The organism is Pseudomonas sp. BF-R-26 (assembly GCF_019947395.1).
In the GTDB taxonomy this organism is placed as follows: Bacteria; Pseudomonadota; Gammaproteobacteria; order Pseudomonadales; family Pseudomonadaceae; genus Aquipseudomonas; species Aquipseudomonas farris.
In genome coordinates, this window is the sequence record NZ_JAGYGK010000008.1 from 34,363 (window position 1) to 57,563 (window position 23,201).

30 protein-coding genes and 1 pseudogene are annotated in these 23,201 nt (G+C 57.1%); 17 read left to right on the forward strand and 14 right to left on the reverse strand.

Annotation, left to right across the window (positions count from 1 at the left end):
* Positions 1–14: 14 nt before the first annotated feature.
* The 3 genes and pseudogenes from KGB18_RS13250 to KGB18_RS13260 all read right to left on the reverse strand — a co-directional run.
* Positions 15–368, reverse strand: a pseudogene (locus KGB18_RS13250) (transposase); the annotation flags it as partial.
* A gap of 156 nt (positions 369–524) precedes the next feature.
* Entirely contained in the window at positions 525–1,424 is a 900-nt protein-coding gene (locus KGB18_RS13255; RefSeq protein WP_008075485.1) for a DMT family transporter, read from the reverse strand.
* A gap of 176 nt (positions 1,425–1,600) precedes the next feature.
* Entirely contained in the window at positions 1,601–2,671 is a 1,071-nt protein-coding gene (locus KGB18_RS13260) for an SDR family oxidoreductase (RefSeq protein ID WP_201060893.1), read from the reverse strand.
* A 74-nt stretch (positions 2,672–2,745) separates the two neighbouring features.
* On the opposite strand from KGB18_RS13260, the gene KGB18_RS13265 reads away from it, so the two are divergent.
* The 3 genes from KGB18_RS13265 (at position 2,746) to KGB18_RS13275 (ending at position 4,663) form a co-directional block, all read left to right on the forward strand.
* The gene (locus tag KGB18_RS13265) at positions 2,746–3,135 is read left to right on the forward strand and encodes a MerR family transcriptional regulator (protein WP_056725146.1); all 390 of its coding nucleotides are present in this window, start codon (positions 2,746–2,748) and stop codon (positions 3,133–3,135) included.
* A gap of 202 nt (positions 3,136–3,337) precedes the next feature.
* Positions 3,338–3,820, forward strand: coding sequence for a GNAT family N-acetyltransferase (locus KGB18_RS13270; protein WP_123722447.1), 483 nt, complete (start codon positions 3,338–3,340; stop codon positions 3,818–3,820).
* A 228-nt stretch (positions 3,821–4,048) separates the two neighbouring features.
* The gene (locus KGB18_RS13275) at positions 4,049–4,663 is read left to right on the forward strand and encodes a LysE family translocator (protein WP_123722084.1); all 615 of its coding nucleotides are present in this window, start codon (positions 4,049–4,051) and stop codon (positions 4,661–4,663) included.
* Positions 4,664–4,778: 115 nt separating this feature from the next.
* Here KGB18_RS13275 and KGB18_RS13280 read toward each other — a convergent pair whose 3' ends face one another.
* The gene (locus KGB18_RS13280; RefSeq protein WP_123722083.1) at positions 4,779–5,006 is read right to left on the reverse strand and encodes a hypothetical protein; all 228 of its coding nucleotides are present in this window, start codon (positions 5,004–5,006) and stop codon (positions 4,779–4,781) included.
* A gap of 114 nt (positions 5,007–5,120) precedes the next feature.
* On the opposite strand from KGB18_RS13280, the gene KGB18_RS13285 reads away from it, so the two are divergent.
* A complete protein-coding gene (locus tag KGB18_RS13285) occupies positions 5,121–5,573 on the forward strand; it encodes a thiol-disulfide oxidoreductase DCC family protein (RefSeq protein ID WP_223570088.1) in 453 nt (150 codons plus the stop codon).
* A gap of 68 nt (positions 5,574–5,641) precedes the next feature.
* Here the strand turns inward: KGB18_RS13285 and KGB18_RS13290 are convergent, their stop codons facing one another.
* Positions 5,642–6,859, reverse strand: coding sequence for an MFS transporter (locus KGB18_RS13290; RefSeq protein ID WP_123722081.1), 1,218 nt, complete (start codon positions 6,857–6,859; stop codon positions 5,642–5,644).
* Positions 6,860–6,988: 129 nt separating this feature from the next.
* On the opposite strand from KGB18_RS13290, the gene KGB18_RS13295 reads away from it, so the two are divergent.
* Entirely contained in the window at positions 6,989–7,657 is a 669-nt protein-coding gene (locus KGB18_RS13295; protein WP_223570089.1) for a TetR/AcrR family transcriptional regulator, read from the forward strand.
* 113 nt (positions 7,658–7,770) lie between these two features.
* On the opposite strand, the gene KGB18_RS13300 is transcribed toward KGB18_RS13295, so the two are convergent.
* Positions 7,771–8,700, reverse strand: coding sequence for a LysR family transcriptional regulator (locus tag KGB18_RS13300; RefSeq protein WP_223570090.1), 930 nt, complete (start codon positions 8,698–8,700; stop codon positions 7,771–7,773).
* 109 nt (positions 8,701–8,809) lie between these two features.
* Between KGB18_RS13300 and KGB18_RS13305 the strand changes: the two genes are divergently transcribed.
* The 5 genes from KGB18_RS13305 to KGB18_RS13325 all read left to right on the forward strand — a co-directional run bounded on the left by KGB18_RS13305 (position 8,810) and on the right by KGB18_RS13325 (position 11,976).
* Positions 8,810–9,895 (forward strand): TauD/TfdA family dioxygenase, encoded by a 1,086-nt coding sequence (locus KGB18_RS13305; protein WP_223570091.1) that lies wholly within the window; start codon positions 8,810–8,812, stop codon positions 9,893–9,895.
* Between the two features lie 4 nt (positions 9,896–9,899).
* Positions 9,900–10,658 (forward strand): sulfite exporter TauE/SafE family protein, encoded by a 759-nt coding sequence (locus tag KGB18_RS13310; protein ID WP_123722077.1) that lies wholly within the window; start codon positions 9,900–9,902, stop codon positions 10,656–10,658.
* 18 nt (positions 10,659–10,676) lie between these two features.
* Entirely contained in the window at positions 10,677–11,156 is a 480-nt protein-coding gene (locus KGB18_RS13315; protein ID WP_123722076.1) for a YbaK/prolyl-tRNA synthetase associated domain-containing protein, read from the forward strand.
* A 209-nt stretch (positions 11,157–11,365) separates the two neighbouring features.
* Positions 11,366–11,806, forward strand: a complete 441-nt coding sequence (locus KGB18_RS13320; protein WP_223570092.1) for a phage infection protein — start codon at positions 11,366–11,368, stop codon at positions 11,804–11,806.
* Positions 11,803–11,976, forward strand: coding sequence for a hypothetical protein (locus KGB18_RS13325; protein ID WP_187326467.1), 174 nt, complete (start codon positions 11,803–11,805; stop codon positions 11,974–11,976). Before KGB18_RS13320 ends, KGB18_RS13325 begins: the two co-directional genes overlap by 4 nt.
* A gap of 19 nt (positions 11,977–11,995) precedes the next feature.
* Here the strand turns inward: KGB18_RS13325 and KGB18_RS13330 are convergent, their stop codons facing one another.
* Positions 11,996–12,931 carry a Ppx/GppA family phosphatase gene (locus KGB18_RS13330; protein WP_223570093.1) on the reverse strand — a complete coding sequence of 312 codons (936 nt, stop codon included), beginning with the start codon at positions 12,929–12,931 and terminating at the stop codon, positions 11,996–11,998.
* 199 nt (positions 12,932–13,130) lie between these two features.
* Between KGB18_RS13330 and KGB18_RS13335 the strand changes: the two genes are divergently transcribed.
* Both KGB18_RS13335 and KGB18_RS13340 read left to right on the forward strand, forming a co-directional pair.
* Entirely contained in the window at positions 13,131–13,523 is a 393-nt protein-coding gene (locus tag KGB18_RS13335) for a VOC family protein (protein ID WP_123722073.1), read from the forward strand.
* A gap of 305 nt (positions 13,524–13,828) precedes the next feature.
* Positions 13,829–14,134 carry a hypothetical protein gene (locus tag KGB18_RS13340; protein ID WP_038982729.1) on the forward strand — a complete coding sequence of 102 codons (306 nt, stop codon included), beginning with the start codon at positions 13,829–13,831 and terminating at the stop codon, positions 14,132–14,134.
* Positions 14,135–14,285: 151 nt separating this feature from the next.
* Here KGB18_RS13340 and KGB18_RS13345 read toward each other — a convergent pair whose 3' ends face one another.
* Positions 14,286–14,621: a hypothetical protein gene (locus KGB18_RS13345; RefSeq protein ID WP_123722072.1), complete on the reverse strand. Its 336-nt coding sequence runs from the start codon at positions 14,619–14,621 to the stop codon at positions 14,286–14,288.
* Positions 14,622–14,745: 124 nt separating this feature from the next.
* Positions 14,746–15,135, reverse strand: a complete 390-nt coding sequence (locus KGB18_RS13350) for a c-type cytochrome (RefSeq protein WP_123722071.1) — start codon at positions 15,133–15,135, stop codon at positions 14,746–14,748.
* A 133-nt stretch (positions 15,136–15,268) separates the two neighbouring features.
* Between KGB18_RS13350 and KGB18_RS13355 the strand changes: the two genes are divergently transcribed.
* Complete coding sequence (locus KGB18_RS13355; RefSeq protein ID WP_223570094.1) at positions 15,269–16,066, forward strand: alpha/beta fold hydrolase; 798 nt, start codon at positions 15,269–15,271, stop codon at positions 16,064–16,066.
* Between the two features lie 15 nt (positions 16,067–16,081).
* Here the strand turns inward: KGB18_RS13355 and yfcF are convergent, their stop codons facing one another.
* Both yfcF and KGB18_RS13365 read right to left on the reverse strand, forming a co-directional pair.
* On the reverse strand, positions 16,082–16,714 hold the full coding sequence (yfcF, locus tag KGB18_RS13360; protein WP_123722069.1) for a glutathione transferase: 633 nt from the start codon (positions 16,712–16,714) through the stop codon (positions 16,082–16,084).
* A 111-nt stretch (positions 16,715–16,825) separates the two neighbouring features.
* A complete protein-coding gene (locus KGB18_RS13365; protein WP_201060902.1) occupies positions 16,826–17,791 on the reverse strand; it encodes a GlxA family transcriptional regulator in 966 nt (321 codons plus the stop codon).
* A gap of 111 nt (positions 17,792–17,902) precedes the next feature.
* On the opposite strand from KGB18_RS13365, the gene KGB18_RS13370 reads away from it, so the two are divergent.
* From KGB18_RS13370 to KGB18_RS13380, 3 genes are read left to right on the forward strand one after another with little or no spacing between them, the layout of a single operon-like run.
* Positions 17,903–18,475 (forward strand): thioesterase family protein, encoded by a 573-nt coding sequence (locus KGB18_RS13370; RefSeq protein ID WP_223570095.1) that lies wholly within the window; start codon positions 17,903–17,905, stop codon positions 18,473–18,475.
* A gap of 57 nt (positions 18,476–18,532) precedes the next feature.
* The gene (locus KGB18_RS13375; protein WP_123722066.1) at positions 18,533–19,036 is read left to right on the forward strand and encodes an SLATT domain-containing protein; all 504 of its coding nucleotides are present in this window, start codon (positions 18,533–18,535) and stop codon (positions 19,034–19,036) included.
* A 48-nt stretch (positions 19,037–19,084) separates the two neighbouring features.
* Positions 19,085–19,570 carry an adenosine-specific kinase gene (locus tag KGB18_RS13380; protein ID WP_123722065.1) on the forward strand — a complete coding sequence of 162 codons (486 nt, stop codon included), beginning with the start codon at positions 19,085–19,087 and terminating at the stop codon, positions 19,568–19,570.
* Positions 19,571–19,618: 48 nt separating this feature from the next.
* Here the strand turns inward: KGB18_RS13380 and KGB18_RS13385 are convergent, their stop codons facing one another.
* The 3 genes from KGB18_RS13385 to KGB18_RS13395 all read right to left on the reverse strand — a co-directional run bounded on the left by KGB18_RS13385 (position 19,619) and on the right by KGB18_RS13395 (position 21,990).
* The gene (locus KGB18_RS13385; RefSeq protein WP_123722064.1) at positions 19,619–20,440 is read right to left on the reverse strand and encodes a MinD/ParA family protein; all 822 of its coding nucleotides are present in this window, start codon (positions 20,438–20,440) and stop codon (positions 19,619–19,621) included.
* A gap of 260 nt (positions 20,441–20,700) precedes the next feature.
* On the reverse strand, positions 20,701–21,087 hold the full coding sequence (locus KGB18_RS13390; protein ID WP_123722063.1) for a cupin domain-containing protein: 387 nt from the start codon (positions 21,085–21,087) through the stop codon (positions 20,701–20,703).
* A gap of 90 nt (positions 21,088–21,177) precedes the next feature.
* Positions 21,178–21,990, reverse strand: coding sequence for an AraC family transcriptional regulator (locus KGB18_RS13395; protein ID WP_201060904.1), 813 nt, complete (start codon positions 21,988–21,990; stop codon positions 21,178–21,180).
* A 252-nt stretch (positions 21,991–22,242) separates the two neighbouring features.
* On the opposite strand from KGB18_RS13395, the gene KGB18_RS13400 reads away from it, so the two are divergent.
* Positions 22,243–23,103, forward strand: a complete 861-nt coding sequence (locus KGB18_RS13400) for a CAP domain-containing protein (protein WP_223570096.1) — start codon at positions 22,243–22,245, stop codon at positions 23,101–23,103.
* Positions 23,104–23,201: the final 98 nt, after the last annotated feature.

The window sequence follows — 23,201 nt, forward strand, 5'->3', positions numbered from 1 at the left end:
TTTTACACAGCCTTGTCATAGATGAACGCATCGTTATTGAAACGCCCGTCAGCCTTTGCTCCCGAGGTCATTGGCTTGGGCACATAGGCAGTGATGCCGGCATCGTGACAAGCCAAGATTTGTTCGCTTTTGAAGTAACCTCGGTCAGCCACTACCGATAGTGTTTCTGACGCCATCGCCTCGCGGGCCTACTTGGCCATCGAGACGAGTTGATCGCGGTCGGAACCGACGTTGGTGACCTCATGCGCAACGATCAAATGATGTTGAGTATCGACCGCCGTCTGCACGTTATAGCCGACGATTCCCGTACCGCGCGTCATCATGGAGCGGGCGTCTGGATCGGTCAGTGAGACCTGTTTATCCGGTGACTAAAGCGTTTCATCGGCGATCCCTGCGATGAAATTCTCAGAAATCATAGCAAGTGTTCGCGAAGGCGTTTTTACACACTCTGGGCCAGAAGCGGTCGGTCGCTCAAAACACTTAAAAACCACTGATTGCTAAAGTAATCAGAATCCGAAAATAGCTCACTCGGTCGAAGGGACGGATGCTTTGCTGCCCAAGCGGATTAGTTCATTGGAGAAACACAGGCCGACGATGATCAGTGCCGCTCCCGCGTACAGGCTTTCACGCGGTACTTCGTTGAGCGCCACAAACGCCAACAGCGCGGCGAACAGTGGTTCGGTCAGCTCCAGCGCTTGCACTTGGGATGGCTTGAGATACTCGATGGCCTTGGTGGTGCAAAAGAAGCCCAGGATTGTCGGCAGCGTGGCCAGCGCCAGCAGCGCGGCGATCGCCAGCGGCGACAGCTCGCCCATCGCGAAACCATCGGCCGCAGCCGGCATCAGCAAGTACAGGCTGCCAAAGAACAACAATTGTCGGGTGAAGTGCAGCCCCCCCGACACCCCCATACGCTTCATGGCAACCGAAAAGGCCCCATAGCCGGAGCCGGCCATGGAGGCGAGCGCAGCACCTTGCAGGGTAAAGCCCTGCTGCAGGTCGCCGCCGAAGATCACCGAGATCCCAGCGATAGCCAGTGCGGCACCAACGGTAGCGTTCGCGGTGATGGCATCCTTGAGGAAAATGCGCCCCAGAATGATCGAGGAAATTGAGGCACTGGCCATCAGCACCACCACCACACCTGCCGCAGCGTAGTGTCGATAGGCGGACGTTTCGAAATGGAACAGCACAAAGATGCCAAGGAATGCGCAGATAGCCGCCTGAGTCCATTTGGTCGACGCCGCCGGGCGCTTGAGGAAAAACAATAAGATCGAGAGAAGCACGCAACCAAGTACGGTCTTGATGACAGCGACACTGCTAGCGGTGAAACCATTACTCATGAGTATTTTGCTGAGTACACCGATCGTTGCGTTCAGTGCCGCAGCGGAGAGTGCAAATATGACGCCTTTGCTGAAAGTAGATTGCATTGATGACGATCCCTGTCGCTGAATTGTCGTTCGATAGAATGCCGCCCTATATCGACGGCGCAAAGTTTGAGGATACGAAGATCCCACCAACCCCAGTATTTATTGTGGCATAAGCTGGATCGCCCAGTAGGATGCTATTCGCCTTCTTGTCGCCGCCAAGGGAGAAGTCAGAGGGCCTAGCCCTTGGCTATGCAATATGAGTTGACGAACGTTGCAGTGTGCTGCAAAGACTGACGTATATCCGGTTTGGCTATTCCATGCCTGTTGGCAAATTGCTCGACCGCCGCTGTATCAAAACGAGTGGTCTGGATAAAGTCCAAGGCTTCGGGTTTTGTATTCAAAAACCACGCGACGGGAGGAATACTCAGTAGCAACTTCAGCAATCGGAGTGAAATGTGATGCTTGGGAGACTTTAAGCCCAAAGGTTGTGCCACCTGCATCAGGAGTTCTCGCAAGTTTGGAGTTTGGTCATCAAGCGCCAGCAGTTCCTGGCCCACCATGGCAGGATCAAAAGCACAAACTGCCACCAACTCAACCAGGTAATCCACGGTGACCAGTGGCAGCCAGTGCTCGGCGGTACCGGGCACTGCAGTCAACTTTCCCTGCACAAGGTTGCGTATCAGCTCCACCAGCGGCTGACCGTCAAGGATATGCCCCGTGCGGCTGTGACCACAGACAGTCGCAGGGTGGACAACGGTAATCTCCCCGCCCTTGGCGGACATGACCTCCAGGGTCGCAAAATGCGCCTCCAGCTTACTTCCCTCGTAACCACCGACATGTCGGTAGACGGCAGGCCAATTCGTCAACTCCGGATGACGAGGATCAATTCCGATGCGTTGCAGATGTTCATGATTTTTCAGCATGTAGCCGCCGATCATCACTAAACGGCTTTTTTGCTCAGCCGCCAACAGCGCCACGCGCTTTGCCCCTTCCACATTCACCGCACGAGAATGCTCCACTGAAAGTCCCCATGCGAAGTGGGCGCCTAGGTGGAATATGACTCTGGCGTGCCTTAGCACTTCTCGGTCAGCAAGACTCAGCCCGAGGTTGTCCCGTTCCAGATCGCCAGCTACGGCAAATACCCGGGTTGCGCACCCTCCCAAATTATCGACTTGCTCCCGCAGTACAGCTAGTCGCTCTGGGCGACGCATTAACACCCGAATGGTGTGACCTTTTGCACTCAGGTACGCCACCAAATGTTGACCGACGAAGCCGGTACCCCCCGTGACAAAGCACTCCACGCTCATTTCCCTGCTCCTTGTTTAAGGTGAGAAATCAAGCGTAAACTATCGACCCAGCTCTATAGTCAAGCGGTGTTTTCATGAAAATCGGCGAACTCGAGGCCCGCAGCGGCGCCAGCCGCCATACGCTGCGTTACTACGAGCAAATCGGCCTGATCTCACCGCTGCGGCAAACTAACAACTATCGCGTTTACACAGTGCAAACTCTGCAGGATCTGGACTTTATCCAGCGCGCGCAAAGCATGGGGTTTTCCCTGGGGGAAATAGGCGAGATTCTGGATGCGCAGCGGAACAAGCTGATCGATTGCGCTGACGGCGCGAAGCTAATTGAAAAGAAGATGGCAGAAATCAAACAGAAAATCGCCAACCTCCAAAGCATTTATCGGTATCTGGATGAAGAGCGTGCAACCCTCGAAGCCAGTGCTGCCAAGCAACTTGAGCTTCAGCAGTTGAGCAACTCTTCTAACTGAACTGTCAGCATCTGGGAAATGGAAGCTGCAGCCTGCCTCCAGTTTCAAGCCCATCGCTTACGCATTTTCTAAAACCTTGTAGCCAGGCCCTGGACGGTAAGCGTCCGCCCAAAAGACCTTGCGTGGTTAAACGGGCGGCAGTAGTGGTGATGCGGATTCTGTTTTCTATAATGATTGACCGGCCATGTTTAGGGTGCTTGTTATGCCAGCCTCCGCTGATCAAAACTCCGCTGTCGTTTTATGCGCAGCTTCCAATAACGACCTGGAAGATCTGGTAGCCATCAGGATTGAGGCCATGCGCGAGAGCCTTGAACGGCTTGGACGATTTAACCCGGATCGTGCGCGCGAACGATTTCTTGGTGGGTTCGACGCTAACAGCACACGCCGCATAGAAGTATCAGGTGTTCTGGTCGGTTTTGTCGTTATCAAAGACCATCAGAGCGAGCTTCTGCTTGACCACTTGTATGTGATACCCAGTGCTCAAGGAGCAGGAATCGGTTCTGAAGTTCTTACTCAGATTTTCAGAGAGGCTGATGAGATCGGGCGTCCCATCAAGGTTGGTGCTCTCAAGGAAAGCGCTTCAAATCGTTTTTACACTCGCCATGGCTTTGTGTTCGTCGAAAGCGGTGAATTCGATAATTATTATGTCCGGATTAACGGTAATGCCGTTAATTTGGGCGACTAGGCAAATCTTGATACAGATTTGATTTTCACATCAGTGAATTGCTCCGGATTTGCTAGACACATGATGTCTGCTTTGGGTTTTCGGCCAGTCGCAACAGGCAGAAAACGGCCAGAATCGGTCGATCGACAGCCGCACACTCATCGTCGAGAATGAGCCGGGCACTCAGCGCCCAATGGCGATCAGCAATACTAAGGGATGGTTCCGTCCACAGGACTCGCGAGGAAGCACATGATCGATGGTTCCGCCGTTTTGACAGTTTTTTTGGTCTACTTGGCCGGTGTCGTTATCCCTGGACCAAATTTCGTCGCAGTGGTCCATAAAGCGGTGGCTGCTACACGGTCAGAAGCTCTGGCCTTGGTAGCGGGTATCGTACTGGTCAACTTGTTCTGGTCCACCTGTGCAATTGCAGGTCTCGGGTTTGTATTTGCTGCGCTCCCTTGGGCTGCGCTTGCTGTAAAGGTCCTAGGGGCCGCCTACCTGATGTGGTTCGGATTCCGACTGTTGATCAATGCGGGGAAGAATGCGCTTGGGCCGCTAAATGATGCCGTCGCCGGTAGTTGCAGGCAGTCTTTTATTCAGGGGGTGATTACCAACATTGGCAACCCCAAGTCCATGGCCTTCTATGCCGCTGTTTTTTCAGCCGCAGCCCCCTCCCACGTTTCATTAGGCACGTTTTCATCGATGCTGGCAGTTGTAGTGGTGGTTTCAATGACCTGGTATGGAATGGTCGCAATCGCTCTATCGCAGCCTAAGATTGCTTCCGCGTATCAAGGTCGGAAAAAAGCAATCGATCGACTGTGCGGTGGTTTGATTTTGTCTCTGGGGATCCGCCAGCTGGTTTAGAACTTGTTCTGTGATACAAGAACTGCCCTTATGGACAGGGAGCAATCGGCCAACAGCAGTCCTTCAAATATGCCGAGGCGCGCGTTGCTGACCGCGGCACCTCGCATCAACCGGGTTAATCGACGACTTTTATCTGCGTCAGCCCTACCCGCTCAGCCTGCTCTAAAATCTCCGCCGGCGTCGCGTCCGCAGTGGGCATGATCAGGCTGTTCTCACCATCCCCATAGTGCAGCTGTAGCAGGTGCATCGCCGCCTCATGGACAGGCAGTTGAAGCTGCTCGAATTCGAACATGTGTGTGCGAGGTTCGCCGTTGAACAGGTATTCCAGGGTGTAGTTGCGCATGGTGGGATCCTCGTAGAAGGTGGTGGCCGTTTTTACACACTCTGGGCCAAAAGCAGACTTCAACTCTACCGCACGGCTATGATCCGGATAACGAGGCCCATTGGACCCATGTTTATGCCAGCATCCCAAATTCGACCCTCACCCGCGCCGTTGCTCAAGCAAGGCGAGACGGTGCTCTTGTTCGACGGCGTATGTAAGCTGTGCAATGGCTGGGCGAGGTTCTTGATCCGCCATGACCGCCACCGGCGCGTCCGGTTGGCGGCAGTACAGTCGCCCGAGGGGCAGGCGCTGCTTGCTTGGGCAGGTTTGCCCTTGCATCAATTCGACACCATGGCCGTGATCCGCGACCGACACTACTGGGTGCGTTCGGATGCATTTTTCGAAGTCATCACCCAGTTGCCCGCCCCTTGGCGTCCAGTGAACCTTTTGCGCAGCCTCCCACGCAAGTTTCGAGATTGGGCATACGATCGCATTGCGTTGAATCGCTATTGGCTCTTCGGAAAATACGACACGTGCCTTTTGCCTGATCCTGATCATGAGCAACGTTTTTTGAAAGCGCCACTGTGAACGCCTTGGTACGCATCAACTGGATCGCCCGAGCCCCATCCAGAACCATTTTTTGACTTTTTTGTGGTTCAGTGCCCCGCCACCGCAGGCCTGCCAGCCGCACGCGGGCCCGATTTGAAGCCGTGGGCCTGAGCGCCCCAGACAATCACAAACCCCACCGCCACCAACACCACCATTGCCCACGGAAAAGAGGCGACGCCCCACCTGTCCAACAACACCCCACCCACCACTCCACTCCCCGCAATCGCACTATTCCAAGCCACCACATTCAACGACAACGCCACGTCCGCCCCATCTCCCGCCGCATCCGCCAGCGCCGTTTGCAGCAACGTCGCAGCCCCGCCGAAGCTCAACCCCCAAACCAGCATGCCGATGTAGATCACCTCAGGCACGCTACTCAAAAAGCCAAACACCACGGAAACCGCCGCAAACGCCGCCAAGCTCACCAACACAGTCTTGCGCAACAACGGCTCAACCAGTTTGGCAGTCACCCAAATCCCCACCAACGCCGCAATGCCAAACACCAACAACACCAAATCCACCCGATCCCCCAACCCCGCCGGTGCCACGAACGGTGCGATGTAGGTGTAGAGAACGTTGTGTGCAAGCATCCAGCTGATCACCACCGCCAGCACAGGGCGCACGCCCGGCGTGGTCAGCACTGTGCGCAGCGACTTGCGCTGGTGCGCGGCTTGGGGGGGGTAGTCAGGGACTTTCACCAATACCCAGGCGATCAGCACCAGGGTCAGGGCCGACATGATGCCGAAGGTGGTGCGCCAACCCACCAGGCCGCCCAACCAAGTGCCAAGAGGCACGCCCAGAGACAGGGCAATCGGTGTGCCGACCATGGCCAGCGCCAGCGCCTTGCCCTGTTGATGGGGGGCGACCATGCGTCGGGCGTAGCCGGCCAGCAGGCTCCAGGCCAACCCCGCCGCGACGCCGGCGAAGAAGCGCGCCACCAGGATCACGCCGTAGTGGGATGACAGCGCGGTAATGGAGTTGAACAGCAGGAAACCGACGATGGTCAGTAGCAGCACGTTACGACGGCGCCAGCCGCGGGTGGCGATGGTCATGGGGATGACCGCCAGCACCGAACCCAGGGCGTAGGCGGTGACCATCTGGCCAGCCATGGAGGGGGAAATCTTCAGCCCTTCGCTGATCAGCGGCAACAGGCCGGCGGGCAGGGTTTCGGTGACGATGCAGATAAAACCGGTCATGGCCAAGGCGAGCAAGGCTCCGATGGGAAGGCGGTCCGCCGCTGCCGATAAGGTGATTGAGGGTGTCACGGGAAACTCCTTGAGTGAGGATTTCAGACTTAAATACCGATCGATATAAATGTTGAGGGCTGCCGGCGCTCGTTGTCAACGACTTATGTATCGACTAGTATCTATATCGTCATCCAGAGGAGTTTTGAAATGGCGCAAATGGGCCGCCCTCGCACTTTCGACCGCGACCACGCGGTGGAGCAGGCCTTGCACCTGTTCTGGCAACACGGCTACGACGCGACCTCCCTCGCTCAGTTGAAAGCCAGACTGGGTGGCGGAATTTCCGCACCGAGTTTTTACGCGGCGTTCGGTTCCAAGGAAGCGTTGTTTGATGAGTGTGTGCAACGTTACCTGGCGACGTTCGCCCAAGTCACCGAATGCCTGTGGGACGAGAGCCTGCCGCCCCGCCAAGCCATAGAGACCGCGCTGCGCCAGTCAGCGCGCATGCAGTGTGAAGATGGCCATCCCAAGGGCTGCATGGTGTCCCTCAGCGTAATGAGCGCGCCCAGCCCGGAGAATGCGCGGGTAGTCGATGCCCTGACCCAATCTCGCACCCACACTCGCGCGGGGATTTTTGCGTGTGTTGAGCGAGGTGTCAGTGCCGGTCAGTTGCCGGGCAATATTCACGCGCCCGCGATGGCTACGATGTTCGACAGTTTCCTGCAGGGCATTTCCATCCTCGCTCGGGATAACACGCCGCATGAGGTCATTGATGCGGCCATCACCCAGATACTGCTGACGTGGGACAATGCGGCCACTACCGTGCTGCCCACAGATCGCAATGACGAAAAGGGACTGATTGATTCAACCAGTGAGTGATGCGCCTAAAGCCCAGGCTTGTGCCGCGAGGCGATTGCGAAACTGCTAAAAACGCTCATTGGTGACTCAGCCTAAGGTCGCCTCACACTGATTGAGGATCAACGTCCAGCCGCCTAAAGCGTCACCGCATACCTTCGCCCAAGGCTGTCGCCAAAGCCACGGATCACTTCCAACAACGACTTCACCCGCAGCGGCAGATTCCCGGCAGGGTACACCGCGTGCATCTGTGGGCTTTCACCGCTGCTGGAGGTGAGCTTGTACTCGGGACAGACACGCAGCAGGCGCCCCGCTTCCACTTCGGGCTCCGCCATCCAGTCCGCCAGGCGGGCAATCCCGACGCCCGCCAGGGCCGCGTGGAATACCGCTAAACCGGAGCTGAAACGAAACTTTGGATGAACCCGAAAGCTGATGGCCTGCTCTTCACTGCGAAAATTCCACTCCTTGAGAATCCGCGGCGCCGTATGCAGGATCAGCGAGTGCGATTCCAGCGCCTCAATGGAGTCGGGCATCCCGCGCCGCTCCAGATACCCGGGGCTGGCATACAGGTAACGTGAATAATTCCAGAGCGGATAGCCGATCAGGTCACTGGATTGCGCAAACGCGCCGCGAATCGAGAAGTCCAGCTTGCTCTTGGCCGGGTCGATGGTCTCATCGGTGAAAATCACATCGACATTCACGTCTGGATAACGCTCGCTGTACTGCGCGATCAACCGGGGCAATACCCCATGTCCGAGAAACTCGGGGGCGGAAAAGCGGATCCAGCCGTAGGCCAGGCCGCTGAGGCCGGCCAAGTCTTCATCCGCCTCACGTTGCAGATCCAGCATTTTGCAAGCGTGAGGCATCAAGCGCTCGCCCGCCTCGGTCAAACTCACGGCATTGGACGAGCGATTGAACAACTTGACCCCGACACTTTCCTCCAGGGCTTGAACGGCACGGGTCAGCGCGCTGGGGGAGCGCCCCAGAGTACGTGCCGCCGCGACGAAACTGCGCTTGCGAGCCACCGTCGCGAAGGCTTCAAGTTCCCCCAACATATTCAATGCCACTGGCCACCTCATTGCACTTTTCACAACGTAACATTGCAACACAAAAAAGACCCTTCCGTTAACCTTCCCGCTCAACTCACAAGGATGTAGGCAACAGGAGCAGAAGGACGTGTCGAAGCTGGATGAAATAGTCGGGAAATCCGCAGCCCGTATCGGTGAAGAAATTCCTGAATGGCTGGAAAAAAGATCAGCGACTTCGACCCGACAGGAGATACCGCAAATTCATCTGTCGTTCGAAGAACAGCGCACGCTTCAAGCCAGCCTGGCATCCCTGGCCGTGACCGACAGCGCCTCGGGTATCCGCCACATGCCGGCCTTGGGGCAGTTGCTGGAGAGTGTCCTGTGCACCGAGAAAATCCAGCAGTTGCGTAACTTTCCCAAGGCCCGTGAAGTGGCGATGATCGTCAGGGGGCTGCCGCTGGACCCGCAACTGCCCGCCACGCCCTACGACAGGGAGCCGGGTATCGAGAATCTGTCGGTTCTGGCCGGGGCTATCCTGTCCGTGCTGCAAACCCTGCAAACCCGTCCGCTGGCGTACGAGGGTGAAAGCGACAACACGGTGTTCCGCCACGTATCGCCCAAGCGCAAGCGAGAGACCGAAAAGAGCTCCTATGGCTCGCGCGCGGACTTGGACATGCATGTCGACAACCCTCACCTGCCCTTGACCTGCGAACCCGTCTCGCAGTTGTCGGCCTGTCCGGAGTACCTGTCCCTGACTGGCCTGCGCTGCGAGCTCGACGTGCCGACGCGCATCGTCGCCATTGAAGAGGTGCTGGCCATGCTGCCGGCCTCCGTCGAAGAAGAATTGTCACAACCGAACTTCGCTATTCGCCGACCAGCCTCCTTCGGCAAGCAGGGTAATGTGTTGGAAAACGCCCCCCTACTGTACAGAAACGCAACCGGTGGTCTGTATTGCCGCTACAACAAGGCGAGTGTCGAAGCGACCTGTGCCAACGCGAAGTTTGCCCTGCAACTGTTCTCCGCCGCCGCCAATCATCCCGATGTCGTGCACCACATACTGCTACAACCGGGGGACATGCTGATTTTCAAGAACCAGCAAACCCTGCATGCCCGGGACGGTTTTACCCCCCGCTACGACGGCCGGGACCGCTGGATGCTGCGCGTCTTCGGGGTCAATGACCCGGCACGTATGGTGCCGCTGAACCCTCACCAACCCTTCATCGTCAGAGCCTGATTTCATGGTCGATATTGTCATCCTTTGCGTGTTCGCCTTCGCCGCCGGCCTGATCGATGCGGCGGTGGGCGGCGGCGGACTGATCCAGATACCCGCGCTATTCAACGTACTGCCCACGGCACAACCGGCGGCGCTGCTGGGTACCAACAAAGTCGCAGCGGCCTGCGGTACCGCATTCGCGGCCCGGTCCTTCGTGCGCAAGGTGGTGATCGACTGGGGTCTGGTCATCCCCGCCGCCTGTGCGGCCTTTGTCATGGCCTTCTTCGGAGCAGCCACGGTGTCGTTCGTACCCCAGTCGATGATCCGGCCGGCGGTGCTGGTGTTGATCGTGCTGATGGCGATCTACACCTTCTGGAAAAAGGACTTCGGCGCCCTGCACAAACCCATGCACATCGGTACCAAGGAAAAACTGCTGGCGATCGTCATCGGCGGTGCCATCGGCTTCTACGACGGACTGTTCGGTCCCGGTACTGGCAGCTTTCTGATCTTCCTGTTTATCCGCTGCTTCGCCTTCGACTTCCTTCATGCCTCGGCGTCGGCCAAGCTGGTGAACATCGCGACCAATGTGGCGGCGCTGATATTCTTCATTCCGACGGGTAACGTGCTCTACCTGATCGCAATCCCCATGGCGGCATTCAACATCCTGGGTGCGCTGACCGGCACCTGGCTGGCGGTTCATAAAGGCGTGCCCTTTGTCCGGGCTCTGTTCCTGGTGTTGCTGGTAATCCTGATCAGCAAACTGTCTTACGACCTGTTCCTGTAAAAACCTGAGGAAAACTACATGCATCCCATGTTCGATCGTCTGGTGGCGCTACTCGATGCCCGCGCAGCCTCTTACCGGGTATTGATGCACGATGCCGAGGGTCAGTCGGCGCGGGTCGCCGAAATCCGTGGCACCGAACCCGGCCAGGGCGCGAAGGCCATGCTCTGCTCGCTCAAGGGTCAGGCCGAACCGTATGCCCTGGTGATACTGCCGGGAGACCAGAAGCTCGACATGAAGAAGGTCGGAGCGGCCCTGGGCGGGAAAAAAGCCGAACTGGTGAAGGCCGAAACCGCCATGGAATTGACCGGGTGCCGGATCGGCGCCATCCCTCCTTTCGTCTTCGATGAACGGATTCAATTGATCGTTGACCCGGCCCTGACCACCGGCTATAGCGAAATAGCCTTCAACGCTGGCCGGCTGGATGCGTCGATGGTGCTCGATACGCAGGATTATCTGGCGATTGCAAAGCCTCGGTTGCTGGATATCAGCCAGACCTGAGTACACCGCTACTGCGTGGGGAGAATGCCGCTCAAGCAAGGGGGCGCTCATGGCGCCGGCCGGTCTCGGCGAGAACGCGGCACTTGCTCACTACCTTTCAACCATTGCTGGCATCGATAGTCACCATCACGTCAATGAAGTTCTCATAAAAAATCCTCGGCGTAACATCCGCTCCATACCCAACCAATAACACCCCGGAGCACACCATCATGAAACGCCAAATCCTCCTCAGCATCGCTTTCTCGGTTTTTGCAGTTAACGCTTTCGCCGCTTCCTCTACTCACCCGGTCGTCGCTGAAGGCGGCTCGGATCGTCTGATCGAAAACCGCGTTGCTGAAGGTGGTTCGGATCGTCTGATCGAAAACCGCGTCGCTGAAGGTGGTTCGGATCGTCTGATCGAAAACCGCGTCGCTGAAGGTGGTTCGGATCGTCTGATCGAGAACCGCGTCGCTGAAGGTGGTTCGGATCGTCTGATCGAGAATCGCGTTGCTGAAGGTGGTTCGGATCGTCTGATCGAGAACCGCGTCGCTGAAGGTGGTTCGGATCGTTTGATCGAGAATCGCGTCGCTGAAGGTGGTTCGGATCGTCTGATCGAGAATCGCGTCGCTGAAGGTGGTTCGGATCGTCTGATTCAGAATCGTGCAGCATGAATGAGTGGCTTTACCGCAATACTCAACCAAAAAACCCGGCCTCATCAGCCGGGTTTTTTCATGCGTTTTTAGTGCCCGACTGGATCGTCAAAGGGATCAGCGGTGATACTCAAGCGTCACTGCCAGATCTTCACAGTGATGATTACAACAACGTTTTGCCAATAACGTGATTGACAGCCGCGGCGTCATTTAGTGTTTGGACATCAAACCATGAAGAACGCCCAACCTTAAACCCGGCTCGGAAGGACTCATGTGCGAGATGCCGAATACCTTGAACGCCGCCAGCATGAGCACCAGGCCACCGGGCAAGATATTCAGGCGATGGGGTGGTAAGCCCGCCAATTTGAGTTGTTTAACATGCCCCACTTCCAGCAGACGCAACGACAAGCGCAACAGACCGCCGTAGGTGATACCGCTTTGACCATCGTCATTCAAACCATTGGCCTTGAGCACTTTGGCCAGCATCCGTGCAGTACCTGAAGAGCCAATAGTTTGCTGCCAACCCAGCGCGCGATAACGGCGGGTAACTTTTTCAAACTGCAGAGTGGCCACGCGCTCGGCCTCCAGGAGCGCCTTCGCCGATATACAGCCGCCCTGAAAGTAACGCGCGCCAAAAGTGCCGCTGCCAATGGCAATGCTCTCGGTCAAGAGAGGCTGAGTGCCCTGCCCCAGAATCAATTCAGTAGAGCCGCCGCCGATATCCACGACCAGGCGCATGCTTTCTGAACTGGGTATCGTATGGGCAACACCGGCGTACACCAGTCGGGCCTCTTCATGCCCAGAGATGACGTCTATACGAAAGCCCAGGTGCCGCTCCGCGCTGGCCAGAAACAGTTGGGCATTATCGGCTTCGCGGACGGCACTGGTCGCCACTGCCCGCACGCGACCGGCCTCAAAGCCGCGCAGTTTTTTGCCAAATCGCGCGAGCGCTTGCCACCCCCGATCCAGCGCCAACTCGTCCAGCGCCCCTCCCTGAAACCCCTCCGCCAGACGGACAGGCTCTCGCAAGGTTTTCACTTCCTGGATCATGAACCCCTGATTGCGCCTGACTGACTGGCCGATCATCATGCGAAACGCATTGGACCCCAAGTCAATGGCCGCAAACAGGGAGGCGTCTCCTTTCATAAGGGGGATTCCTGGCAAATTCATCAGCCCGCAGACGGAGTTCCGTCTGAGCGCTCAAGACGGTTTGCGAGGAGCTTGCCATTCGTTCGATGACACCGTGATGACACCCTCTAGCCTTTTCAAAAGAACAGGCACAGGGTAAACCTGCCTGGGTAACCGTGATTTGCCACTCAATTAACACGACAAGGAATGCCCGTTCATGAAATTTGGCTACATGATCATCTACGTCCCGGACGTCGTTGCCTCACTCCAGTTCTTTTCGTCAGCCTTCGGGTTTAGCGTTCGCTTCCTCCATGAGTCCAACACCTACGGCGAACTCGAAACCGGGGAAACCGCGCTGGCATTCGCCGCCGATGAACTGGCCGCGATGAACTTCAGCACGGGCCATGTCTCGGCACATTCCTCCTCCAAACCACTCGGAATCGAAGTAGGCCTGGTGACCGAGGACGTTCCGGCGGCGCACGCCAGAGCGTTGAAGGCGGGAGCCACCGAAATTTCCGCACCAAGCGCCAAGCCCTGGGGACAAATCGTCTCTTACGTTCGATGCCCTGACGGAACGTTGGTAGAACTCTGCACGCCGGTACAGCAGTAATCGGGGATCGGTGAGTCGGCATCGCCTGTATAGGCGATGCTGGCATGTCTCTCTTCGAACGCTCAAAGCCACGTTGCATAAAACTGCTTTCATCACAGAACTGCATAACTTCAGCCAACAAGCCCTTCGCCTCGCCGCCGATTCATCAAGAATGACCGTCCGTAACTCTGCCCCGGCAGCCTCTCACCCTTCGCTATTCTTAACCACACACCACCGCTGGCACGGCTGAACGCACGGCTTGCGGCATCATCGTCAGGAGTAAGGATCCGGGTAAGGAGCACGCCACCTCAACAGAGTATCGAATAATGAAAATGCTACTGATGGTCGAGTTTCCCCATGAGCCTTTCAACGCGCATGTCAGGTCCGGGAAAATCGGCGAAATCATGAACCGCGTGCTGGAAACCATTAAGCCAGAGGCGACTTATTTCACTGAGCAGGATGGAATGCGAAGTGGGATTTTTCTGATCGATATTGAGGACCCTTCCGAAATTCCCGGATATGCGGAACCCTTCTTTCTCAACTTCCAGGCCAACTGCAAATTCCGAGTGGTCATGAGTGCGCAGAACCTGCAAGACGCGGGTCTGGAGGAGCTCGGAAAAGCCTGGGGGTGAGGTGCGATCAATGAGTGAACCTGTGGCGAGGGAGCTTGCTCCCGCTTGAATGCGTAGCACTCACAAAATCGGCAATTGCTGTCGGATTTTTGGGGCCGCTACGCAGCCCAGCGCGAGCAAGCTCGCTCGCCACACAGGCAGAGCCTGTCGCTTACTGAACGGTTTTCAGCTTGATCACATCACCGGAGATTGTGGTGGTGTAACCGGTCAGAGCCCAAGCCCAGAACCAGTTTTCCTGCACCTGGGTATTGATCATCGCGTCGCCGCCGCGGGCCTTGATCGCGGCGTTCTGAGCGCGGATGAAACGGTTGTTCTGCTGGATCGGGATGAGGCCAAACAGCAGGAGGCCAGTGGCAGTCGCTTCACTGTGGCCGACAACGGTGTACTGGTTGCTGTCGTACTGCTGAGTCTTCATCGGGGTGCCGGTGCAACCCGCCAGAACCAGACCGAACAGGGCTACGGCAACAACTTTGCTGAGATAATTCACTGAGTCACTCCATTAGAAATACCCGGGATCCGTCTCTCGGGCGGCGCATACTTTAACGGATGAAGTGGCTCATTGATATCACTTGTACAGCCTTTACGCGGCAAACATTTTGATGAGGCAAAGATTATTGCGGCTGAAAGGTCTGAAGGTAGGCCAGCAGGTTTTCGACCTTCTCCGGGTCGCTAAGGCCCCAGAAAATCATCCGGGTTCCGGGAACCACTTCTTTTGGCGCTTCGATGTAGGCGGTAAGTGTTTCGCGAGTCCAGATGAGGCCTGATGATTTCATCGCGCTTGAGTACTGATAGTCCGTCGTGCTTCCCGCAGGGCGCCCGAAGATCGCATTGAGTTGCGGACCAAAAGAACCCCGCGCCGAAGTCCCTACTTGATGACAGCCGCCGCAGATACGGTTAAATAGTTTCTGACCGGCTTCAGCATCCCCCGCCGCTTCGGCTTGCAGGCTGAATAACCCGGTATTGAGCATCAAGGCGAAGGTAAGGATGGCGGCGTTTTTCATGCGGTGCTCCAAATCAGGTGTTGCTGACAGCAAAAACGGGCGGCTATTTCATCATGACTGGCTGCTACACCGAAGCCTTGAAGTTAATCTATAACTCTCTTCGTCTCTTTAACGTCGTTGCAGGAGAGCCAGAATGAAACCCGTCGAACCCTTTTACCGGGACTCAGGCGTGGGACCGGGCGTTGTCTGCTTTCATGCCAATGCGAGTCACTCGGTGCAGTGGCGCGGACTGCAAGATCACCTGGCCGCAAAGTTTCGGGTTCTGGCGCTCGACTCGTTTGGCGCCGGCAAGAGCCCGGCATGGCCCACCGATCGAATCGTCACCCTCAGTGAAGAGGCGCGCTTCGCCGAACCGGTGCTCGCCCGCGCCGGCGAACCACTCATTCTGGTCGGTCACTCTTATGGCGGGGCAGTGGCGTTGATCGCGGCGCTGCAGAACCCCGGCCGGGTGCGCGCCATGGTTTTGTATGAGCCAACATTATTTGCCCTGCTCGACGCTGAATCGCCTCCACCCAATGAGGCGGATGCCATCCGTGAAGTCGTCGCAAACGCCTGGCTCGCGCTTGAGGCGGGCAACCTCGACGCAGCGGCCCAGCATTTCATTGACTACTGGATGGGTGCCGGGGCCTGGGAGCAAACCCCGGAACAACGCAAGCCCTCCATCGCCGCCGCGGTGGCCAATGTGCAGGGCTGGGCTCACGCGTTGTTGAACGAGCCGACGCCATTACAGGCGTTCCGCTCGCTCAACCTGCCGGTACTTTTCATGGTCGGCAAGGACTCACCGGCATCGTCACGGGCAGTGGCGCGGCTGCTAACCGGCGCACTGCCGAACGTTGAAGTGGTGGAACTCGAGGGGCTCGGTCATATGGGGCCGATTACGCATCCTGAGGTCGTCAATCAGGTCATCGTGCAATTTATTGAGCGCAGTTGACCTGACTTCACACCGCTACAGCGCAGGACGCTGCAATTTGACCCACTCCTGCACCGTTGGCCGCTGCCATTGACGCTGCGCATACTTCACCAGTGCAAGTGGCACGGCGTCACCGTTGAGTATCAGCCGGTTGAGCATCAAGGCCAAATCCACATCGGCGATCGACCATTGCCCGAACAAGTTCTCGCGGCCGTCAGCCAGCAGCGCTTGTGCGGCACCGATCAGCTTGCGCGCGGCCGACTCGGCAGCGGGCGACAAGGGCGCTGATTTGAGGCCATAAAACACCACCAGTGTGGATCGCTCCTGCCGAATGGGCAGCAGATCACTGCGCAGCCACGCCTGGACTTGTCGTGCCTTCGCGCGTTGCATCAGCTCTTGCGGGTAGACCGGCGTTTGGGGGAACACATCTTCCAGGTATTCAGTGATCGCCGAGGATTCAGACAAGGCAAAGTCGCCATGCACGAGCGTCGGTACGCGCTGGGTCAGCGAGAGGCTGGCATAGTCTTCTGACTGGTTTTCGAATGCGTCGAGGTCCAGCGGGCTCAGTTCGAATTCGATGCCCTTTTCGCGAAGGACCACGAAAGCCGACATGGCATAGGGGCTGGTGAATTGAGCATCAACGTACAGGCGCAGGCGGGAATCATTCACGGGGTCATCTCCATATGGTGAGCAGACACGCTACGAGATCCAATGCCATAAAGAAAATTCATGATTTTTATGGGGGCATTCCTCTGCGGAATACCTGCGATTGACAGCCGCTCAGCTCGCACTCGGTTGAAACTTCTTCCGGTAGGCCGCTGGAAGCAGGCCCACTCGCTGCCGAAAAAGCCTGCGAAAGGAGTTGCCATCCTCGTACCCGACTTTGTAGGTGATGCTGTCCAGCGTCATTCGTGTCGATTCAAGAAGCTGCTTTGCCCTCTCCACGCGTAGCGCTTGCAGATAGGTCAGCGGCGTATAACCAGTGGCTTCCTTGAAACGCCTTTTGAAGTTCCTGACGCCGAACCCGAATCGCTGGGCCACGTCATTGATCAACAGCGGCTGATGAAAGTGATCCTCCAGCCAATCTTGAACACGCAGGATATCGCCATCCCCATGGTTCTTCGGCAATGACCACATGACATAGACCGATTGCTCGCTGCGCACGTTGTCGACCAACAAATATTTACCACACTTCTGCGCCAGCTCCAGTGAAGCGAACCGGCGGATGAGGTGCAGCAAAAGATCCATAGCAGCACTCGCCCCCCCGCAGGTGATAACGCGATTGTCCTCGCAAAGGATTTGTTCCTCCTCCAGACAGACCGCGGAATACCGACGGCGAAAGAGGTCGGCAAAGGCCCAGTGCGTGGTGGCACGAATACCGTCCAGCATTCTCGCTTCGGCCAGCATGAACGTCGCTGTACACATTGAAGCCACAACAGCACCTTGCGCATGCTGTTGACGCAACCACGGCCCATAACCCGCAAATGCAGGCAAGGCGTCCTTCAGCGTGAAGAGGAATCCCGGGATCACCACCAGATCGGTTCGGCAGACTTCGTCGATGGATCGGTCCACGCGTAGCGTCTGCCCGCCCCACCCGGCGACGTCACCGCCATCCAATGAGGCGACGACCACATCAAACGGCGCGCTGGCAGTATCGGCGAACAAGTTGGCGGCACTGAGCACCTCCAGCGCCAAGGTGGCGCTGGCGGCGGAACATTGATCAGCCAGTAGCAGAGTAACGTGCATGAATGAATGATCCAGATTGCGCTTTTCGCATGAAAAAAGTCATTTGTGCACCTACCTTATCCGATTTCTCCGCCCTAAAGTGCACCGATCTACTCAACCCTCGGCATCCCTATGAATCTCTGGTTTCGACTGTTCCTCATGCTGTTTCGTCGCCCATGGCGCAAGCCGGTTGATGGGCTGGCCACTACCGTCATCCGCATGCGCGTCTGGCCGCTCGATCTTGACCTCAACCGGCACGTCACCAATGGCCGTTATTTCACTATGGCCGACATAGGCCGCATGGACTTCGTCCTGCGCAGCGGTGCCTATCGAGTGGCCCTGCGCCATAGAGCCGTGCCGATTGTTGGGGATACCTGGGGCAAGTTTCGGCGGGAGCTGAAGTTGTTCGAATCGTTCGAGATTCATACCCGCATACTCGGCTGGGACGATAAGTGGAGCTTTATGGAACACCGCTTCGTGAGCAAAGGACGGGTAATTGGCGTCGTCATCATGCGGGGCCTGTTCCGTGCGGCCAAAGGTACGGTCTCACCTGCCGAATTTGTCCGGGAACTGGGATTGGCGGAACAGTCACCCGAGATGTCGCCGTGGCTGACAACCTGGTCGCAGAGCTGCGACGACATGAGCCGCCAGCTCCGAGAGGAAGAAGGCCTGGTGCCTCAGCGTCATACTGTCTGCGAACCCTAACAGGCGGCCAAATAGAAGCTAATATTCCTCTGAATCCCCCTGCCAAGGACTGCAACCATGAGCCGGCTCGAGCTACTGACCAAATGGAATCGCATGATCGTTCGGTTGCAGATTGAACACGAAATCAGTGCCCGGGATTTCGAGAAGTTCAGCTGGAAACTGGGTATCCCCTGCGTTGTTCTGTCGGCGATCGTCAGCGCCAGCGTCTTTGGCTCAATCAGTGACTCCTCACCCGTATGGCTCCAATACGTAGCCGGCGTGCTGTCACTCCTGACCCTGGTGTTGAGTTCGGTTCAGACCTTCCTGAACTTTGACACCCGGGCTGCCGGGCACAAAGACACCGCCGAGAAACTCGGGGCGATATCTCGTGAGATTCAGGACGAAATCGCCAGCGGCAAGGACGAGGCTATCCTGGGCCCAATCGTTTTTGACATCCGCAAGCGCATTGATTCGATTCTTCTTGATGCGCCGACCTTGCCTAAGTCGACGATAAGAAAACTGGGTGAAGTTCGCGTCTACACAGAGACACCGCCAGCAGAGCAAGACACCGTCCCGGCTTGATTAGAGGCCAGACTCTGGTTCGCAGCATCGTGAAAGGAGGCGTTTGAAATGCAACTCATCACGTTGAAAATCGACAAGCCGGAAGCAACGAATTTCATTTTGGGCCAGACGCACTTCATCAAGTCCGTCGAGGACATCCACGAAGCGTTGGTCAACGCCGTGCCAGGCATCCAGTTTGGCGTGGCCTTTTGTGAAGCCTCCGGCAAATGCCTGGTGCGATGGTCCGGCACCGATACCGCCATGATCGAACTTGCACAGAAAAATGCGCAAACCATTGCCGCGGGCCATAGCTTCATCATTTTCCTGGGCGACGGTTTCTATCCGCTGAACGTGTTGAACGCCGTCAAAACGGTTCCAGAGGTGTGCCGTATTTTTTGTGCAACGGCCAATCCAACTGAGGTGATTGTTGCTGAGACGGAACAGGGGCGCGGGATTCTGGGCGTGGTGGATGGCTTCTGTGCCAAAGACATAGAAGGTGATGAAGATATTTTGTGGCGCAAGAACCTGTTGCGGCAGATCGGCTACAAGTTGTGATTTGAGTCTGTGTAAACGGAAAAGCCCGCACAAGGCAGACTTTGCGCCTCACCTGCCCGAATTCTGCACAAGTTGCTCAACAAAAAACTCCACATGCCCTCTCGGATGAGTCGGCAATGGCCAGGAGTCCACGTTGTGAGCCAGGGCCTGGAAGGCTTGAGCGCATTTGGAGCGGGGAAAGGCTTCAAACACCGCACGCCCCTTCTGCACGGCTTTGTGCGCACATTCGTCGTTGGGTATCGCGCCGACGTATTGCAGCGAGACATCCAGGAACATGTCGGTAATCTTTTCCAGCTTGGCAAAGAGATTGCGGCCTTCTGCCGGACTTCCCGTCATGTTGACCAATATGCGAAAACGATGCAGACCGTAGTTCAGGTTGAGCAGTTTGATCAGCCCGTAGGCGCCGCTGATTGAGGTGGGTTCATCGCACACGACCACCATCACTTCCTGCGCCGCGCGGATGAAGTTGACCACTGAGCCACCGATACCGGCGGCCGTATCGATTACCAGCACATCCAGCTTATCGCCAATATCGCTAAAGGACTGGATCAGCGCACGGTATTGCGCCGGCTCCAGATGAATCATGCTCTGCAAGCCCGAAGAGGCCGGGACAACACGAATGCCTCCAGGCCCAGGCAATAGCGCGTCAGACAGCTCGCAGCGCCCTTCGATGACATCGGCCAGTGTGTAGCGCGGCGTCAGCCCCAAGAGAATATCGATATTCGCCAGGCCCAGATCGGCGTCCAGCAATACGACGCGCCGCCCCATTTTTGCCAGCGCCAACGAAAGGTTAACCGCCACCGTTGTCTTGCCCACGCCACCTTTACCGCCAGTTACAGCGATAACTTGCACGCAATGCACATCATCCATTTTGTTTTCCCTTCCTTGCGCATCGTGTGCCAGTACGTCATGGCCACCGTCCAGATGCCGCAAGAATAGCTGAAAAGCGCGAAATAGCCGCGTTGTCTTCCGACGAGAGGCACTTCGCCACCTGTCATCGACCTTTTTCAACGAAAACGCTGCTGATTCGTTGATTCAGAGAATGACACTGCGTTCCTGAATGCTTGCTGGCAGATGTACCGATAGAGTCTCAAAGCCCTCATACAAAAATGGAGAAAACACTGAAGCGTCTAAATCCAGACGTCATTGATTGCGGTTCTTTCCCCCTCCTGATCGCCGGTATTCAGCACGCCACGCGGCTCGATCAGTAACATCTTCACCTCTCGCTCAGCGTAAGGCTTGTGTTCGACGCCCTTGGGGACGACGTACATTTCTCCCTGCCTGACCACGACGGCGCCCTCTCGAAGATCAATGCGAAGCTCGCCTTCGAGGACGATGAAGGTTTCATCGGTGTCGGCGTGGGAATGCCAGACAAAGTCGCCTTCGATTTTCACCACCTTGAACTGGTAGTCGTTCATTTCGGCAACGACCTTGGGCGCCCATTGCTCGCTGAACAAAGCAAACTTTTCGGCAAAGTTAATCGCGGTGCAGGTCGTCACGCCGGGTTGGGAATTCATTTGAGTCGCCCTCACTAGCCAAGTTATCGAGGTCTGACTTTAGGAGAGGATCAGCACTGCGTATTGCATGATTGTGCAAGTCGAACGCCCTTAAACAAGGCCCAGCCTTTTCATCCATCGACCGGGTGAGACGCCGTAGGTCTGGACGAATTGACGCGTCATGTGGCTTTGATCGAAAAAGCCTGCGGAGACGGCCGCCTCCGCCATCGAGTAGCCCCCGAACATCAACGCTCTTGCCAGATCGAGGCGTCGTTGAGTCATGTATCGATAGGGGCTCGTGCCGTACAGCGCACGAAAATCACGGCTCAGGCTCCAGCGGTCTCGACCACTCGCCTGAGCTAACTCCTCCAGGGTAATGACTCGATCCAGCGACTCATGAATCAGCGCACGCGCGCGTTCGGCCGCTACAAAGTCAAACGACTTGCGCCGCCCGCGTTGCCCCGAACTCACATCCAGCGCCTGCGCGAGATCGTAAATGGCATCGTCTTCTTCCAGGGGCTCGATGCAAGCGTCGAGGTTTTGCAGCAGCACCTGGGTCGCGGCATAAAGCCGTGGGTCGCTGGATATACCACCCTCGATGAAGGGCAAGGGTTTGCCGCCTAATACTTGCTGAATCAAAGCGGGCTCGATGTAGATCATCCGATAATGAAAACCCGCTTCGGTACCGGCTTCACCGTCATGTACCTCGTCCGGATGCAAAACGATGGTTTTCCCGGGCAGGCTGTGACGCTTGGTGTTGCGGTACTGGAAGCTTTGTACACCCGACAGCGTTCGCCCGATGGCGTACGTGTCGTGGCGATGCGGTGTAAACCCGTGGCCGCCAAAAAAAGCTTCGATGCGCTCCATCTTCAACGGCTGAGCCGAGCGCTTTACCCAGTCCTTGTCACCCCTGGCTTTCGTCATGTCCCTGTACCACCTGAATGATGTCAGTACGGTACCAGTCAGCGTGTCCGATGTCCCCGGCGGACTGACCAGTGCATGCCTGAATCGGCCCCCACGGCGGCGCCGCTAAATTTGTCTCTTCCCCTCGTGAACCAGTCTTCAGACCCGCAGTCTTAGCCGTGCCGTAAAAGAAGCTCACCCAACGAAGCGCTCCTACGGTCATTGCTCGTTCCTGTCCCCCTTTCGTCGTCATCTCATCAGAGCTGTCCGTTCATGCGCCCAACCGTCCGCCGCTGTCGCTTTATCTCTCTGTGCCTGATGCCTTTGCTCCCGCTACTCGCCAGCCCCGCCCATGCCGGTGGAGAGCGGCAGCTGGTGGAGGTCATCAACGACTATCGCGCCGATCCCGATCGCTGTGCGGGGCGTACGGTCAAGCCGTTGCGGCCGCTGTCGCTGAAATCGAACCTGGCGTTGCCGGTCGGCTATGGCGGCGGTTTGCGGAGTGCCTTGAAAGCTAAGGGTTATCAAGCGGTGACGGTGCGGACCATTCGCGTGGTCGGCGCGCAAGATGCCGATGAGGCGTTTGACATGCTTGAGAGCGATTACTGCGGGGCGCTGCTCGATACTCAGTTCGCCGACATCGGCGTCACTCGCTCCCGTAGCGAATGGCAGGTGGTGCTGGCGCAACCGGTGCTCGACGGACGTGTCGGCGATTCGCGAGAAGCGGGCAAGGCGTTGCTGGCACAGGTCAATGCGGCACGGGCCAGGCCCCGCCTGTGCGGGCGCCAACGCTTTGCCGCCGCACGACCATTGACCTGGAATGCCGCCCTGGGGGCCGCGGCGCAAGGGCACAGCAAGGCAATGGCCTACGGCAATTACTTCGCCCACCGCGATCCCGACGGTGATATGCCATTGGATCGGGCCAAAGCCGCCGGCTATCGAGGCCGTCAGATCGGCGAGAACATCGCCGCCGGGCAAAGCTCACCGAACAAAGCAATGGCCGGCTGGCTGGCCAGCCCCGGGCATTGCGCCAACTTGATGAACCCGATGTTTACCCAGGTCGGCGCAGCCTATGCCGCCGATTCGCGCAGCGATGAGGGTGTTTATTGGACGATGCTGTTTGGCGCGCCTTGAGTGAAGCGCACTCCATAACCCCAAAATCCCAGTCAATTAATCGCAAACTCTGTGGGAGCGGGCTTGCCCGCGATGAGGCCATATCAGCCGCCATCGCA